Source organism: Psychrobacter sp. 16-MNA-CIBAN-0192, from assembly GCF_040309565.1.
Classification (GTDB): domain Bacteria; phylum Pseudomonadota; class Gammaproteobacteria; order Pseudomonadales; family Moraxellaceae; genus Psychrobacter.
Genome location: NZ_JBEOOX010000008.1, coordinates 17584 through 34786, shown reverse-complemented (window position 1 = coordinate 34786; position 17203 = coordinate 17584). Strand labels below are relative to the sequence as shown.

General features: G+C 43.1%; 16 protein-coding genes. 8 read left to right on the top strand and 8 right to left on the bottom strand.

Annotation, left to right across the window (positions count from 1 at the left end):
• Positions 1-67: 67 nt before the first annotated feature.
• From AAEY78_RS08060 to AAEY78_RS08035, 6 genes are all read left to right on the top strand, one after another.
• Positions 68-484: a cell division protein FtsL gene (locus AAEY78_RS08060; protein ID WP_352338817.1), complete on the top strand. Its 417-nt coding sequence runs from the start codon at positions 68-70 to the stop codon at positions 482-484.
• A complete protein-coding gene (locus AAEY78_RS08055; protein WP_352338815.1) occupies positions 484-2655 on the top strand; it encodes a penicillin-binding transpeptidase domain-containing protein in 2172 nt (723 codons plus the stop codon). Before AAEY78_RS08060 ends, AAEY78_RS08055 begins: the two co-directional genes overlap by 1 nt.
• Positions 2656-2754: 99 nt before the next feature.
• Positions 2755-4389 carry a UDP-N-acetylmuramoyl-L-alanyl-D-glutamate--2,6-diaminopimelate ligase gene (locus tag AAEY78_RS08050; protein WP_352338813.1) on the top strand — a complete coding sequence of 545 codons (1635 nt, stop codon included), beginning with the start codon at positions 2755-2757 and terminating at the stop codon, positions 4387-4389.
• An 81-nt stretch (positions 4390-4470) separates the two neighbouring features.
• Positions 4471-5952, top strand: coding sequence for a UDP-N-acetylmuramoyl-tripeptide--D-alanyl-D-alanine ligase (locus tag AAEY78_RS08045; protein WP_352338811.1), 1482 nt, complete (start codon positions 4471-4473; stop codon positions 5950-5952).
• A 3-nt stretch (positions 5953-5955) separates the two neighbouring features.
• Positions 5956-7074: a phospho-N-acetylmuramoyl-pentapeptide-transferase gene (gene mraY, locus AAEY78_RS08040; RefSeq protein WP_352338809.1), complete on the top strand. Its 1119-nt coding sequence runs from the start codon at positions 5956-5958 to the stop codon at positions 7072-7074.
• Between the two features lie 110 nt (positions 7075-7184).
• Positions 7185-8159, top strand: a complete 975-nt coding sequence (locus AAEY78_RS08035; protein ID WP_352338807.1) for a putative RNA methyltransferase — start codon at positions 7185-7187, stop codon at positions 8157-8159.
• Here the strand turns inward: AAEY78_RS08035 and cls are convergent.
• Positions 8156-9604, bottom strand: a complete 1449-nt coding sequence (cls, locus tag AAEY78_RS08030) for a cardiolipin synthase (protein ID WP_352338805.1) — start codon at positions 9602-9604, stop codon at positions 8156-8158. The genes AAEY78_RS08035 and cls overlap by 4 nt on opposite strands.
• A gap of 52 nt (positions 9605-9656) precedes the next feature.
• Positions 9657-10868, bottom strand: a complete 1212-nt coding sequence (locus tag AAEY78_RS08025; protein WP_352338804.1) for a CynX/NimT family MFS transporter — start codon at positions 10866-10868, stop codon at positions 9657-9659.
• Between the two features lie 616 nt (positions 10869-11484).
• Here AAEY78_RS08025 and AAEY78_RS08020 point away from each other — a divergent pair.
• Positions 11485-11910, top strand: a complete 426-nt coding sequence (locus tag AAEY78_RS08020) for a hypothetical protein (protein WP_352338802.1) — start codon at positions 11485-11487, stop codon at positions 11908-11910.
• Positions 11911-12076: 166 nt separating this feature from the next.
• Here the strand turns inward: AAEY78_RS08020 and AAEY78_RS08015 are convergent, their stop codons facing one another.
• The gene (locus tag AAEY78_RS08015; RefSeq protein ID WP_352338800.1) at positions 12077-12775 is read right to left on the bottom strand and encodes a hypothetical protein; all 699 of its coding nucleotides are present in this window, start codon (positions 12773-12775) and stop codon (positions 12077-12079) included.
• Between the two features lie 395 nt (positions 12776-13170).
• On the opposite strand from AAEY78_RS08015, the gene AAEY78_RS08010 reads away from it, so the two are divergent.
• Entirely contained in the window at positions 13171-14226 is a 1056-nt protein-coding gene (locus AAEY78_RS08010) for a BMP family protein (protein ID WP_352338798.1), read from the top strand.
• 667 nt (positions 14227-14893) lie between these two features.
• Here the strand turns inward: AAEY78_RS08010 and AAEY78_RS08005 are convergent.
• From AAEY78_RS08005 to AAEY78_RS07985, 5 genes are read right to left on the bottom strand one after another with little or no spacing between them, the layout of a single operon-like run.
• Positions 14894-15400, bottom strand: a complete 507-nt coding sequence (locus tag AAEY78_RS08005) for an IS630 family transposase (RefSeq protein ID WP_352338903.1) — start codon at positions 15398-15400, stop codon at positions 14894-14896.
• On the bottom strand, positions 15387-15755 hold the full coding sequence (locus AAEY78_RS08000) for an IS630 transposase-related protein (RefSeq protein WP_352338796.1): 369 nt from the start codon (positions 15753-15755) through the stop codon (positions 15387-15389). Before AAEY78_RS08000 ends, AAEY78_RS08005 begins: the two co-directional genes overlap by 14 nt.
• A gap of 44 nt (positions 15756-15799) precedes the next feature.
• A complete protein-coding gene (locus AAEY78_RS07995; protein WP_352338795.1) occupies positions 15800-16195 on the bottom strand; it encodes a Kiwa anti-phage protein KwaB-like domain-containing protein in 396 nt (131 codons plus the stop codon).
• Complete coding sequence (locus AAEY78_RS07990) at positions 16140-16568, bottom strand: hypothetical protein (protein ID WP_352338793.1); 429 nt, start codon at positions 16566-16568, stop codon at positions 16140-16142. The genes AAEY78_RS07995 and AAEY78_RS07990 overlap by 56 nt, the downstream gene beginning before the upstream one ends.
• A complete protein-coding gene (locus AAEY78_RS07985) occupies positions 16565-17146 on the bottom strand; it encodes a KwaA family protein (protein WP_352338792.1) in 582 nt (193 codons plus the stop codon). The genes AAEY78_RS07990 and AAEY78_RS07985 overlap by 4 nt, the downstream gene beginning before the upstream one ends.
• Positions 17147-17203 lie beyond the last annotated feature (57 nt).

The following is a 17203-nucleotide window of genomic DNA, read 5'->3' as shown; positions in this document are numbered from 1 at the left end:
CAGCTGACGTTATTCCGCGTGAGCTGTATTCGTTTTTTTATCATTGAGTTTATTTTTTGAGACCGTCATGGCAATAACTGGCAGATCCACAACCCGTCATCGTGCTAAATCCATGCCTAATACTGATATTGGCGAATTGTTCGTGCAGCGTTTTAGTATCGTGCGAGTCTATGTGGCAATATTGCTGTTGTTAGCAGCGGCTATTGTATGGAGCGGTATCAAAACTGCCGAATCGATTCAGCAATATCATCAGGATTATAAAGCTTTACAAGATATGAAAAAACAAGAGCGCACGCTACAAATTGAGCATCAGCGCCTGTTGATTGAGCAGCAAACCTTTAGCGCCACCCCGCAAATTGCCAGCCGTGCGGTTGCCGAACTGGGGATGTATACCCCAACTTTTAAAGACAAGCTTATTATCCAGCCGGGGGCTGCCGTTGCCATACCTGAAGCGGTAAGCACAGCTAGCGTGGAGGCAGAATAATGAGTGACAATAAAAACACTACTGACCCTAAAGTCGTTAAAAAGCCGAGAGCTGCTGCTACTAAAAAATCAGCCAGTGGTAAAGTGACCCCGCCTATTCGTCGTAGCAGTACCGGTAATAGTACTGGCAAAAGTGGCATCAAAAAAACCGCCGATAAAGCTGCTGGCAAGCGTCCAGTGCGCAAAACCACGGCAAAAATAAGTGCTGCTAAAGCCAGTACCAGAAGTCGCTCGACCAAAGTCACCAATCGTCTTAAAAAGAGTGACAGCCAAGGCGCTTATACCAGTATCAAAAATCGTAAAAGTAAAAAAGTTATCTTTAGTAAAGCCTCAGGTGCCTCAACGCGAGGCGGTTTTGAATATGATAAGAATCGCTTTCGTACCATTTGGGTTCTGTCGTTTATTATTTTAGCAATGCTGATTGGACGTGCTTTCTACTTACAAGTGGCGAATGCGCAGTTTTATCAAGACAAAGGTAATGAGCTCATTACCAGTGAACGCACCCAAAAATCGTATCGCGGTATGATTACCGATCGTAATAATTTGCCGTTGGCAGTGAGTGCGCCTTTAGCGACTGTCTCCTTTAGTCCATTTGATTATGCGCGTGAATATTACGAGGTAAAACGGGTTAAGGTGAGTAATCCTGAGCAGCCAAAATTGCAAGCACGCATGCAAAAGCGCTTGGATGACATGGATTTAACGATTCTTGCGGCAGCTGCCAATATACCAGTAAAAGACTTGCAAAAAGTCACCAAAATTGATGACAGTCTCGATGTGACCGATGAGGCGCTGGTGAAAAAAGCACTGCCTTCTGGTGCTGGCTCGCATTATCTACCGCTATTAAATAAAGTCACGCCTGAAATTGCCCAAAGTGTCAGCTCATTAGATTTCCCCGGCGTTTATGAGAAAAACTTTTTCCAGCGCTTTTATCCGCAGCCGCAGCCAAACTCGCAGTTATTGGGTTTTATGGGGCAAAATGCCAATGATCCAGAAGGCGGTTATGAAGGGCGTGCTGGTATTGAACGTCAGTATGAAACTGAGCTTGCCGGTAAAGATGGCAAAGTTTTAATTTTAAAAGATGCCAAGCAAAATAGCTTAAAAGAACTCAAACAATTAGAACCAGAAATCGCTGGGCAAAATGTAGCGCTGACCATTGACTCACGCTTGCAGTATTTGATGTATAAAGAGCTTGAGAGAGTCGGGCGCTTGCGTCAAGCCCTGTGGTCAACGGGGATGATTGTCGATGTGCAAACGGGTGAGGTGCTTGCCTTGTCCACATGGCCGTCTTTTAACTCAAACAATCTAAATGAGATGACCGGTGAAAACCAGCGCAATCGGGCCCTACTTGATGTCTTTGAGCCGGGTTCGGTGATGAAGCCATTTACGGTTGCGGCGGCGCTAGATTCAGGTAAATATACGCCTACCTCGTTAATTGATACCAATCCTGGCTCTATTCATGTCAAAGGCTATACCATTCGTGACCATGAAAATCTAGGCTCGATTAACATGGCAACGCTGCTACAAAAATCAAGTAACGTCGCCTCAACCAAGATTGCTTTATCCTTGCCACCTGATGCCATTACCAATATGCAAAGGCAGTTTGGCTTTGGCACAAAAACGCCACTTCAATTCCCCGGTGAAAGCAACGGCTTGCTGGTCACCCCAAAAGCAAAAGAGCTGTCACGCCGCGCTACCATCAGTTATGGCTATGGTTTAGAGGTGACGTTAGCACAAGTGGCACAGGCATATGCAGCATTAGCAGCAGGCGGTGTGATGCATCCGCTCACTTTGATTAAACATGACAAGCCGCTGCCCAGTAAGCGGATCATGGCGCACGAGCAAGCGATGTCAATTGTGCAGATGCTAGAATCAGTGACCGCGCCCGGTGGTACAGCGGTGGCTGCGGCTATTGATGGTTATCGCGTGGCGGGTAAAACAGGTACATCACGCCGTATCAATCCTGAAGGTGGCTATTATACTGACCAATATCGCAACGTTTTTGCTGGTATTGCCCCAGCGTCTAATCCAAGATTGGTTGGTGTGGTGTTGGTTGAAGATCCGCGCGGACAGTTTTACGCAGGCTTTACCTCGGCTCCTGTTTTTCATAATGTGATGAAAGAGGCGCTGCGTTTATATAATGTGCCGCTCGATAAGCCGTTACAGACTAAGTAAACCGCTGCAAAATAAGTCAGGCAACGTTGTTGTTTTACTTTAGTGTTTGCTGATTTTAATGCTCCATTACCCTTAATATATTTAGGATGTAAATTGCCCATGCCAACATTGCCACGCGATATTACTTTGCAGCAAATACTAGACCAGATTCCTTATAATGAGGTTAAGGGTAATTATCGCGTTGAAGGTAGTTATTGTGTTGAAAGCAATCTACAAGGGCAATGGTTGGCATTGCTCCAAGCAGTTTCCAATCTAGAGTCATTGGCTCACTTACCTTTTCAAAATATCAAATTAGACAGCCGCGCAGTCGCTACAAATGATGTGTTTGTATTGTTAGCCAGTCAGACGAAAGACTGCCAAAAGAGCCGTGACTATCTCTATCAAGCGACAAAAAAAGCGGCTTTTATTTTATCAGAAGTTGATCCTCAAGCTCTGTTCACTACTGAATCGCCTGCTTGTCCGGTTATTTATGTACCCGATATTCGTGATTTTTTGGGTAGTTTAGCGCAGGCATGTTTGCAATATCGCCAGCCAGTCACCTTGCCAATTGTAGTTGCGGTGACGGGCACCAATGGCAAAACTACCATCAGTCAGCTGGTCGCGCAATTGGCGCAATTAACGGGTATTAGCAGCGCGGTGATGGGTACGGCAGGTAATGGCAAACTTGGCGCGCTGATACAAGCCAGTCATACTACGGGTGACGCATTAGCAGTGCAGCAATTTTTATATCAAATGGGCGAGGAAAGTGCGGATTTATTGGCATTAGAGGCAAGCTCGCATGGTCTTGATCAGCAACGTTTGCAAGGAGTGCCGGTCAGCGTTGCTATTTATACCAATCTCAGCCGCGACCACTTAGATTATCATCCCACAATGGCAGATTATGTGGCAGCAAAAGCCAGATTATTTGATAGTACTCATTTTCCTACCTTAACCCATGCCATTATCAATATCGATGATGAGTATGCAAAAGTAATGCTAGATATGGCGCATGCCAGTGGCTTGACAGTCTGGACCTATAGTTTAGATGCAACATCGACAGCGACTTTTGTAGCATCGCGTATTGCACCAAGCTTGCAAGGGGTTGAAATTACCTTACAGAGCACGTTTGGTGATATTGATATTACAAGTCCTTTACTCGGACGCTTTAACGTTGCCAATCTACTTGCCGCGATTGCAGCGGCAGTGGCATTGGGCATTGATATTGAGCGTATGGCAGATTTAATACCACAATTGCAAGGCGCAGTTGGACGTATGCAACGCGTACCGTCAAAAGATGGCTGCTTTATCGTCGATTACGCGCATACACCTGATGCCTTGGTGCAAGTATTGGACAGTCTGCGTACTCATTGCCAAGGCAAGTTATGGGCGGTATTCGGCTGCGGTGGTGACCGCGATACCGGTAAGCGTCCATTGATGGCGCAAGCAGGATTGGCAGGTGCAGATCAAGTGATATTGACTGCGGATAACCCGCGCACCGAAAATCCAAACGTCATTTTACAAGACATGCAAGTAGGTATGACTGCTGAGCAATATCAGCGCACGCATATTGAGCCTGACCGCCAACGGGCAATTACATACGCAGTCAATCATGCCAGCGCCAACGATATTGTGGTAATTGCTGGCAAAGGTCATGAAACCTATCAAGAAATTAACGGGGTCCGTCATGATTTTGATGACAGCGTGATTCTGCAACAGGCATTGCAACGCACCTTGCAACAAGCTAAGCAGGTATAAAAATATTTAGCGTGATAAAAATATAACCATCATAGTGAATGGTATTGTCAATACGACAAGAAATAAGACAAGGTAATCGTTATGACCGCTGACAAAAATAACCATGTAGCGTCGCAAGGACTGTATGTCTGGCAAGCAGACAATCTGCTGGCAGCAACAGCAGCACTTGATGGGTACTGGCAGCTCGGTGACAGGCAGCTAGAGAACAGTCAGGCTACTGTAGCAGTTAATATCTCCAGCACCCGCATTGCCACGGATACCCGCAACATCCAAGCTGGTGATATTTTTTTAGCCATTATTGGTGATAATTTTGATGGTCACGATTACCTTGATATTGCAATTACTCAAGGGGCAAGCGCTGTTATTGTGTCGCGTCCACTGGTAACTGCCATTGCTAATAATATTCCGCAATTGGTGGTAACAGATACTCGTTTGGCATTAGGACAATTGGCAGCGTATCGTCGTCAGCAGCATCCAGATTTGACGATTATTGCTATCACTGGTTCAAGCGGTAAAACAACCGCTAAAGAGATGCTAGGCAGCATTTTTAGTCGCCTAGCACCGACTCTAATTACCCGTGGTAATTTAAATAATGACTTTGGCGTGCCGATGATGATGCTTGAGCTGACCGATCAGCATCGTTATGCCATTTTAGAGCTTGGCGCGAATCATATTGGTGAGATTGCCTATACCACAGAGCTTGTACATCCTGATGTGGCGTGTATTTTAAATATTGGCACCGCGCATTTAGGGGAGTTTGGTAGCCGTGACGGTATTTACCAAACCAAAGCAGAAATTTTTCATACCTTAACGGATAAGCAAGTTGCCATCGTGCCTGATACTGATGATTATGCCGAGCAGTTGCGAAAAATTGCGAATGTCCATACATCGCAGGTACTTGGTTTTGGCAGCACCGATGTGACCGCCAGTAACCTTAACGTCCATGCTGAAGGCAGTGAGTTTACCTTGCATCTTGGTAGTCAATCAGGTGAAGTCAGCTCACCGCTGGCAGGTGAGCATAATGTGAGTAATGCTTTAGCAGCCGCAGCGTGTGCCTATGCGCTCAATATTGATATTCAAGATATTGTTACTGGCTTGAACCTTGCTCGTCCAGCAAAAGGACGCTTAAACAGTCAAATGCTCGGCAGGCATCGCCTGATTGATGATACTTATAATGCCAACCCGCATTCTGTCCGCGCTGCTGCGCACGTATTAGCCGCGCAAACAGGCATCCAAATTATGGTGCTGGGCGATATTGGTGAGCTTGGCGCGGCGGCTGTTAGCGAACATCATGACCTTGGGCATGCGATTGCGGACACGGGCATTGATATGCTGCTGTGTGTTGGCGAGTATGCTGCGCACACTGTTGCTGGTGCCAATACAGATGGAAATACCAATGCCGTTGGCGGTATTGAGGCACACGTATTTACCGATAAAGCCAGTTTGTTAGATTTTTTACAGCCGTATTTACAGGCGCAGCAAGCACAGCCTTGTACTGTGTTGTTCAAAGGCTCTCGTTCCATGCAAATGGAATCTCTTATTGATGCGCTAGTAAAGGAGTAGACCGTGTTAGTTTGGTTGTTTGGATGGCTTGGGCAATTTTATTCTCCGTTTTATGCGGTCTCTTCGTTAACGCTGCGTGCGTTACTGGCGGTGATTACGGCACTTGCCTTTAGCCTGTTTTTTGGTGGGCGCGTGATTCGCCATTTACGTACCCTAAAATATGGTCAAGCGATCCGTAATGATGGACCGCAATCGCATTTGATTAAAACGGGTACGCCAACCATGGGCGGGGTTTTGATTTTAACCGCTATCGGGGTCTCAACCTTATTATGGGCGCGGCTTAATAATCCTTACATTTGGATTTTGCTGGTCGTTATGGTTATTTTTGGCTTGGTCGGCTGGGCAGATGATTGGCTAAAAATTAAGTATAAAAATCCGACTGGTTTAATCGCTCGTAAAAAATACTTTTGGCTGTCCATGGGCGCATTATTCGTCGGGGTATCTTTATATTATATCGCCACGCAACAAGCCGACATCAACACCACGCGTGAGATGCAGGATGTGTTATTACCTATCTTTAAGAATTTAACGATTCCATTCTCCGCGGTGCCATTCGGTATTGGTTTTATTATCTTTACCTACTTTGTGATTAATGGTGCGTCCAATGCGGTCAATTTAACCGACGGTTTAGATGGTTTAGCAATTTTACCGGTTGTGTTGGTAGCCGCAGGTTTAGGCGCGATGGCATATGTATCAGGCGACGTTCGATTTGCCGATTATTTGCATGTACCGTATATTGCTTATAACTCTGAGGTGATTATCGTCTGCGGGGCGATGATTGGCGCCGGACTTGGGTTTTTATGGTTTAATGCCCATCCTGCACAAGTCTTTATGGGGGATGTGGGCGCGCTATCATTGGGTGCTATGCTGGGTACAATTGCGGTGATGACGCGGCAGGAGATTGCTTTTGCGATTATGGGTGGTTTGTTTGTCGCTGAAGCATTATCGGTGATTATACAGGTAGGTTCATACAAGCTGCGCAAAAAACGCGTCTTTCGTATGGCACCATTGCATCATCACTTTGAAGAAATCGGCTGGAAAGAGACGCAGGTGGTCGCACGCTTTTGGATTATCGCCATTGTATTGGTGGTGCTGGGTCTGATGACCTTAAAACTGCGCTAGACATTTTTGTTAGCATAAAAAAAGCCACTTCTTCAGCGTAAGCAGTGGCTTTTTTGTCGCTTACTGTTCAAATTTTGGTAAGATGCTCAGCATATTTGACCGATTTTGAGATGCTTGTGTCCTTATTTATTTGCCCTATTTGTCAATCGCCCCTCCAGCCTGCTGCCGATACGTGGCGCTGTGATGGCAGCTTGCAGCCAAAACAAACGATACATCCTTTTGATGTGGCGCGCCAAGGTTACGTTAATTTATTACCTGTTCAACAAAAAAAATCTAAGGAGCCGGGCGATAGCCAGCAATCTATTATTGCCCGCCAGCGCTTTTTAACTGCAGGTTATTATCAACCGTTAAAAGACCTAATTTGTGAGCAAATGACGCAGTTATTGGGGCAAAATAAAACTGGCACTGATAATGAGAGGGCAGAAATAAACTGGCTAGATATCGGCTGCGGTGAAGGTTATTACACCCAAGCCATGGCGCAGCAAGGAATTATCGACAACTTAATAGCCGCCGATATCAGTAAACCGGCATTGGTAGAGCTTGCAAAATCCAGTAAGATAAAGGATAGGTTGTGGTATCAACAAGGCGCTAATCAAGAAAATTCTAATAAGAAAACAGCTATTTATCCACTGGTAACCAGTGCCGCGCATTTGCCATTAAGTGCTGGCAGTATGCACGGTATTAGCAGTATTTTTAGCCCTATTTTGCCAGAAATATTCGCGGATATGCTAAGAGAAGAGGGTTGTTTAATCATTGCTAAACCTGATGTTGGGCATTTAATGAGCTTGCGCGAGGCATTATTTGATAGCGTACGTGAACACGATTCTGATAAATTCTTACCGACCTTAGCGCCATATTTCACGCTAGTAGCAACCCATCAAGTGACAAGCGCGCTAAGCTTGCCAGCTGACGCCTTGGCAGACTTATTAACCATGACGCCTTATGCCTATCGTGCCCGCGTAGAGAATCGCCAAGCGCTGTTAGCCAATGCAGCAACCGCACCTTTTGCTACTGAAGCAAAATTTGTGATTTATATTTTACAAAAACGTACCGCGAATACGCTAGATACTGATATTCGGAATTAAAGAACCGGTCCTATCGTTGCCACGATATTGTTCCAGATACGATAAAATAATGGCCATTGTTCGACTTGTTCGCGCTTAACTTCGACCGAGTCGGCGATATATTGATATTGGCGCGCCATAATATCAGCGGCTAATGCCTTATCGCTCATGACCACGTTATTTTCATAGTTGAGATCAAAGCTGCGTAAGTCCAAATTGGTTGAGCCAATCAAGCTGATTTCACCATCAACGGTCAAAGTTTTGGCATGTAATAAGCCCGGCTTATACTCATAAATTTTGACCCCAGCTTCTAATAATTCCCAATAATAACTGCGACTGGTGGCAGCGACGACGAATGAATCGTTATTTTTTGGGAAAATCATCGTCACGTCCACACCGCGATAAGCGGTAGCACATAAGATGCTAACCAGTGAATAATCGGGTACAAAATAGGGCGTTGAAATCATCAAGGTATGCTGAGCTTGACTGATGAGCGCGCCCAAAAATTGTGGAGAGGCACCGCGCTGCTGAATTGGACCATCAGCAAAAACCTGCGCGGCAAAGCCATTTTCTTTTGGCTGTGTGTCATAAGAAAAACTGCTCAGTGGCGTGTCGGGATTTTCCATTAACCAGTCACTGGCAAATAGCATCTGATTTTGCGCAACTACTGGACCTTCAACACGCAGCATAATATCGACCCAAGGTGCATACTTTGGCTTTGGGGTAAATTCAGGATCCGCGCAATTGCGACTGCCGCTATAGCCAATTTTACCGTCAATGACCGTGATTTTACGGTGATTACGCAAATCAATACGGCTAAACAGTAATACTTTAATAAAATTACTAATCGGTAGCGCCACGCTAACTTGTACGCCCGCAGCCTTCATCTCTTTCCATAGCTTCGAATTCACCATCTTCCGTGACCCCATGCCATCAACCATGGCGCGGCAAGTAACGCCGCGTTTTGCTGCCCGAATCAGCGCTTGCGCGGTATCTGTGCCCATGCCATCGAGCAGCCAAATATAATACAGTACATGAATATGATCGGTTGCGGCATCAAAATCGGCAATCATACGGGCGCGGGTCTCATCGGCATCTGCCATCAGCTCAGCACGGTTGCCAAGCGTCGTATGATAGCCTGTAACATTGGCACCATAAGCAAATGCAGCATGATATTCAGGCTTGACCCCTAGACGTAATGCCGCATCACTGCCCAATACATCAGGCGCTTGCTGGTGCAGTTTATCAATAATGGCGCGATTTTTACGCTCAAAATCCCGACCCAAATGGATTTCTCCGAACAGCCAATAGATAACCACGCCGGCATAGGGCAGTAAAAACAATACAACCAGCCATACCAGTCGGGCAGGTGAGGTCATGTCGTGACGCGATAATACCCGCAGCGAGATGATAATCAGTAGAATCAAATGAAGAATCAGAAGAATGTTAACGACATTTATCGTCATAGGGGTCACCCGTTTATTATTATGTATAAAGTCAAACTATGGGCATTAACCGTTAAGCATTTGGCATATTCATTACTTGAGTATAGCGCGCAGGATTAAATTTTATCGTAACCACGAGCATACCAATAAGCGTGATCAGCAACATGACCCAAACCGCCTGAAAACTGCCCGTCCATTCACGCAGCACGCCTGCAATATAAGGAATAATGGCGGTAATAATGAAGCCAATCCCTTGTACAAATGCGGTCAACGCGCCAGCAAGCCTTGGCTCAGATAAATGATCAAGCGTCACCGTCAAAGTTAAAGAAAAACACGCCCCAAGCCCACAGCCAATCATTGCTACCCATAGGATAAGAAGGGCATTTGGCATAAGTAACAGTCCAATAAACCCGAGTACCTGAATACCCACTGCAAAAAACATCCAAGGACGCCGATCTAAACGTTTTGCTGACAGTACGGGCGCGCCTAATGCTCCGACCACCTGTAAAATGGTCATAATACCAATCAGCTCGCCACTATCCTGCGCGCTCCAGCCCATACCGCGTGCATAGCTTGGTAGCCACGCAATCATACATGCGTAACCCGCGTTTGCTAGACCAAAATAGCTGGCAAGTAACCACGCGCGCTGCTTGCTAAAAAAGTTAATTTTAACAGCGTCGGTAGTGCTATCTAACGCCTCACTGGCTTTTAACCACCATAGAATCAGCGTAATTACTGGAACAATCAGCCATACGCCCAAGCCTGCTTGCCAATGTCCATAATGCTCAGCCACCAGCGGACTTATCATGGCAGCCATACCGCCACCAGTCATCAACGCTGCTGAATAAATACCCATCGCTAGTGGCACGCGCCGAGGATACCAGCGTTTTACCACGCCCGGAGCCATTGCCTGTACCACCGCAATCCCGATACCGCCAAGCAAAGTACTGGCAATCAATGCCCAACCTGTGCTCAATCCCAATCGCCAAAAGCCTGAGGCGGCAATCGCCAGCAAGCCCCCTTTAATCCAAGCGCTTTCACTTAACTGCTTACCAATCCAGGGCAGTAATAATGGAAATATTCCCATACACAGCATCGGCAACACCACCAGTAACGACGCTGTCTGCAAGCTGATGCCGGTACTCGTACGAATCTCCGCCAGTAACGGACCTGTAGACGTGAGCGTCGGGCGTAACGTCAGCGCTAGGGCAGCAATCACCACCATCGGCCAGTATATCGCTACTATTGACGGGCGGGTTTGAGAAGGCAGGTACTCATGACTCATCACAGATACTCAGTATTTATAAATAATAGATGGCTTTTGAGCAGATAAACGCGCATGAATAGTGGCATTCATCGCTATAAAAATTTGTGCCAGTCTACTCTTTTTATACTCATTTGTAAGCGTCAAGCTGTGCAGCAAACGTAACGGCTTGAGTGTTAATAAAACACCCTTAACAAAGTAAAAACGCTGCCTTATAAAAGCTAAGATAGGTCACAAAAAACATAGTATAACTGCGACTATAATAAAACATATAATGCACAAGGGAATCGATGCATCCGTGCTACAGTAAAACACGCCACCCTAATAACAAGAATAAAAACAGCAGAAATAAAAACTGGCTCTAGAATAAGAAGAATATACGCATGCTATTCCTTTCATAAGTGAACATTACTTAATTTATTTACTCATGAAAGGGATAGCATACTTGTTACAGTTATGGAATACTAATAAAACCCATGTAACGGCAAACTACAGATTGTAGTACCGTCTTAATCTCATAAAACTACTGTTATGACTTTATTGTCATGCCGTCAGCCTTATGAGATTATCATGATGAACCCCAAGTTACCCACCAAGCTTGAATGATATAAGCTTTTATTTGAAAGGATGCTCAAGAATGTTTAAAACCAAAACCCCACAACAAGAAACGTTTATTCATATCGTACACAGCCCGCGCCTAAAACCGCTTAAGCGCCAGCCTGCGGTTAAATGCACGGTAGCTCGCGGACCGATTGACAAAGCCTATTTGGCAGAATTGGCAGGTTCAGATGAATACATCTCGATTGCTTTTTGCTATAAAAACTATAATGACGAAGCCAAGCCACGCTTGAGTGAAAACGAAAGCTGTGCAGTAATTAGTGTTGAAAAAGCCAAAGAGCTGCTACACACTCAAGTGTTGGCAGAAGAAGCATTAACTTCAGTGAGTATTATTCTATTTAGCGCCGTCTCGCAAACCTTTGGTGGTTTCTTAACCGATGGCGAAACCAACAAGCGCTATGTCTTATCAAAAGGTATCGAGTACGCGAACCTAACTTCTATATAAATCCTATCAGTGTCCTTAGATTGAATACAGCCTAGTAATGATAAGCTGATTGATTTTAAAAAATGACGCCTCGGGTAACGAGGCGTCATTTTTTAATGGGTAAAATAGCAGCTATTGTGCTTAGCTACTGATTGATGGCAGCTGAGGCACGCTCACTATTTGGCAGTTACTTGCTGGTAAACAGTAGGGTTCTAGTACCATTCACTGTCGGCTGGTTGATGGTGACCTTACTACTTAAAATATCGCCACGAGCATTGATTTTGTAGCATTCTGACGAGTTGCCTTCAGGGTCGTAGCGCAGCAGAAGATTGCTTGAGGTATTGATACAGAACCACGCGGTATTATTGCTCTCTCGTATGAGCGACCAGTCCTGATTGTACTCTCCTATTTTTTGACGGCGGCTACTGTCACTATAAACGGTTTCCATGATCAGTTTGCTACTGTCGCCCACTGCTGCGGTTTTAGGAATGGTGGTGGTTTGGTTTGAGAGTGAGTATTTACCCTTACTATCCGTAAAGCCGTGAAATATTAAAGGATTTAGGCTGAAATAGTTAATGGCAACCGATTGATCAGTGACCTGATTATTCATCTTATTAAGCGTATTAATCTCTGCGCCTTGTACCGATTTATTATTAAATACCATATTACCTTTTGGTGTGACTTTGAGGTCTGCTGAGGCTATCTGGTTGTCTACTACCGCCGTTAGCGTCGTGCTACGCGCTTTGGTATAAATGTTAAGTAGGGCAGTCTCAACGGGATAGTGCGTCACTATATTATTGCCACTTTCTGTGGTGCCACCATGCATGCCGCTAGCACAAGCACTTAAGCCCAGTCCTGTAACTAAAATAATGCCTAATTTTTTCATGATCTGCTCCTGAATATATTTTAGGAAGTTGTGGGTTATTCACTGGCTATTAATGCTTAAATTAGTGCGTAAAGCGTTATTGACCCCCTAACTATAGTCGAATTCTTAGGCGATGGCATCCACCATAAACGCTAGACCTCACTATCATTACATCAAGATAACAACCAGATACTTTCTAAGCGTAAAACCGCAAAGCATGATGTTTATGCGACTGTCTATAGGTATAAAAGTGTTATAAAAATAGTCGTCGCCTCTACATTTTTTAACAAAGTTATTGAATGCGGTATTTAGATTTTGGTGTAGCTTTATTAAAGCGTCTGGATAGATGCGACTAGTGCTTAATGTTTGATGCTTAATGTTTGAATTGTCAACCCACTACTATCAAGGATGATAAGATGCATAAAATTGGCAGCGCTTTATTGATGACCGCAGGTTTATCATTCACCCCACTTACACAAGCCATAGCCGCCGAGCGTCCCAGCATTTCTGTGCTCATTCCGGGGAAGCATAATGATAACGGCTTTATGGAAGCCGCCTATCGTGGCTATGAAAAGATTAAGACAGAATTGGATGTCGATGCAACATACGTTTCCAACATATCTGCGACCTCCGATCAAAAGCTACTAACCGATGCCATGCGAGAATTGGCTCAAAAAAGCCCTGATATGATTATTGCTCATGGCGGTCAATGCAACGGTCCGGCGGAAATCGTTAGTAAAGAGTTTCCTAATATTAAATTTGTTGTGATTCAAGGTCAGGTACAAGGCGATAATCTTTCTAGCTACGTCGTACGCCAAGAAGACTCTGCTTGGTTGGCAGGCGCGCTGGCTGGTCTCACCACTAAATCTAACATCGTTGGTCACATCTCCGGTGCATGGCCAAAGCCTGGTTTGATGGGTCGTGCGGCTTTCTATGACGGGCTTAAATATGTCAATCCTAAAGCCACCTTCCTGACTTGGTTTACCGGTGATTTAGATAACAACGATATCAATGCGGAGGCGGCTTCAGCAGAAATATATAAAGGTGCTGACGTCATTTACACCATGCTTAATGCTGGGCGTCAAGGGGTGACTGAAGAGATAAAAACTCATAACGGCAAGGTACGACATATCGGGAATGTATCGGATTGGACCAAAGTAAATGATACCTTCATTGGCTCAGCGGTGGCAGATGCTAGCGTGGCGATTCTTACTGCCGCTCAAGACTTAACCACGGGTAAATGGCGTCCTAATCAAATTCATGAGATTGGACTGAGTGAGCAGGATGTGGTGAGACTAGCTGTCGCTAATGATGTATCACCAGCAGTGAAAAATAAATTAGACACTTTGGCTAAGAAAATCGTTAATGGTGATATTAAGATTTCTACCAACTATAACGGCAAAGAGTTTAATCCAGCGACCGGAAATTTTATAGCGCAGTCATTTAAAGAGACTCTAAAAAAATACCAATAAGGCATTTAATAGCAAAAATACTATACAGGCTAGGGACAAGGTAGCCTTTACAGCATAGACGTGAATCATTGCTGTTTACGGTATTTATTTGGTCGAGAATGATATTTTAGTGGTATGAAATTTTTGACAGCCGTAATTAGCAAGTAGAGACTTGACGTCTTACTATGACAGGCATTCATTATTGTTTAGAGTATAGGAAAAAAGATAGGATAAAGAGGATAACAGAATTCATATATAAGATTGGCGGTGAAGGAGGAAGTCTAACTAATTACTTAAGTGTTTGATATTAATAATATTAATTTTATTTGAATTATTATTAGACCAACAAATAGACCAACACTACTCAAGTATTAGATGCAAGCCGTTATTAGAAATTTAATCGTAACTTAATGTTACTACGTGGCTATTTAATTTTAAGCATACAATATCACTAAAAAATACTTTTTGGTTTATACTTCTACCTTACCTCTCAAATTTTTCAATACGATAAATTAAAACAACATGTAAAACTAGTAGAGATATTAGCAATGTATATGCACTCATTCAGAATCGATGGATAAGTAATACGAATTTTATTTATTTGTTCAAACCTGTATTGAGTCTGGCACCTCATAATTATTATTGGTGATTCTGCTCATTAAAAGATGATCTAATAATACAGTTATAGTCAGTTCACAATAAAAGAAATACAGCCCATATCATGAAACAGTTTAGGCAGATTATTCTCCATCCAGCCTTGGCGTAGAAACTTTGCTTGTGCCCACTTCTTTTCAATGAGATTTAGATCAGGGCTGTAGGGTGGCAGCCATAGAATACGATGGTCATTTCTGTTTAGTAGTTTTTGAATGCGTTTATTTTTATGAAAGCGTGCATTATCCATGACAATCACGCATTTGGTTTTAAGGCTTGGGATTAGCGTGTGTTTGCACCAGTCGTAGAATATATTACTGTTAATATTCTGCTCAAAGTAATCAAGCGCAAACAGCATTTTCTCATAGAGAGCACCGATGACATTAGTACGCTTTTTTGCTTGCCAGTTGTAGCTGTCAATACAGGGTTTGCCTATCGGTGCATAGCCATAAGGACGAATGGTTTCAGCCTCGAAGCCACTTTCATCCATATACACTATGGGATAACCTTGCTGTGTAAAGCTATCAAGCTTACTCTGATATATCGATCTTTTTATCGGACAGGCTTTTGGATGCTCTAAGGTCTTTTTTTTGGCTAATACCTATACGTTTTAAAGCAGTGTGCATGCCGGTCTTACTACAGTCAAAGCGCCTAGCTCGCTCGTACAGATAGTCGTCTGGATATTGTTCAACGTCTTTTAAGAGTGCTTCATTAGGTATTTTAGTTGGTGATTTATCCCGAGTTTGTTTGATACTTGGGTTTTTCAGCCAGCGCTGTAATGCAGTTTTGCTCACATTATAGAAAGTACAAGCCTGACGGATACTCATGTCTTTGTTTTTGACACTTTTAATCACTTGTGCTCGAAAATCTGCTGAATAGGTCATGTGTTCTTCTGGCATTTCATCTGTTTTAAAACGATTGTATCTTATTTATAAAGAACTGACTATAGTATCGTTCTCATTGTGTCTACACAAGGAATGATTTTATTATATACAGGGTCGAAGTTAATTCCCCAATTTTCAGCAGCATTAACTCTTTGAAGGTTTAAAATGAAGTTAGGGTTAGTGTAAATACTTCTTGCCTGAACAACAGACATTCTTCTGAGTTGTATTGAATTATTTCCTATATAGTCAGTAATAGGGTTCATGTCCGTAAACAGTGATCTGAAATCAGTAGATTGTTGCAGTTGTAGAAATGCCTGCACATATTGTGTTCTATGCTGTATAGCAGCTTCAAAGCCATTTTTATTAGCAATAAAAATACTATCGTTAATAACATAAAAATCAAAACTTTTTTCTATATGCTGTTTTAAATGTTGATGTAGAACGTCTAACAGCATACACGGTAGTACCGTTATCAACAAATTTAACTACATAGCCTTTTGATCCTTTTAAGGCTGCCGCTCCTTCAATTGGATTCTCAGTTTCTAAACGGTCAACTTGAGTTTGAAGCAAAGGAAAGTTTGTACTATTTTTGTTGAGATCTAAACAACTATTCTCGTTATTTTGTGAGATATGTGAGTAAGGTGAACACTCAGTGATTCTAGTCATTTCATTATTAACAAATGATATTATTTCATTATTTAAATCACCATCTGTTTGAACATAATTGGTCACAAATCTAATATCTCTAGTACTGTCTTTAAATACCCAGAGATAGGGTGTAGACGTACTAAAATTAAATTCTCTTAATAACTGAAAGTCGGCATTCATCTTTTTTCCTTTGCGATATAAAAATTCTGAACAGTTTGCACTTTACAATCACCGTTAGGTAAATTGCCTTTCTTTATAATTCTGACTTCTTTTACATTGTTATTTATGTTTACTTTAGCATCATAAATTTTCCACCCAAACATCAAGAGTAGCGGATTCATGATTATCTGCCCTGACTTATAGGTTATAGCAAACATCCAAAATAAAAAAACAGCAAAACCAAGAAGCTTTTCAGGAGTATTATAACTTAGCCCCATGAATGCAACGACATATGGGAATACATAATTAATGATGTCACTAGGAATAGCCTTGGGTGACTCAATTTGAGCATCAATTGGAACAGATATCTTATTGAGTAAACTATTAGATAAAACTACTGAAATAAATGTGATCAATAGGAACAAGGTTGATAGTATTGGGTTCATGAAAGGAACAAAGTTACATGAAGATGGATTAAAGAAATTACAGCATGAGCTTTGCCACCAAGATACTGGTATATCCTGAACTGCAAGAATTAGTGCTAATGGTAAGTATGAGCCGATGAAAACTATAAAAGCTGGAAGAACTCTAAACTGCATATCGATATTCCATCTATAGTTGTTCTACAAAATACATTTGACCAGAATTTATACTAT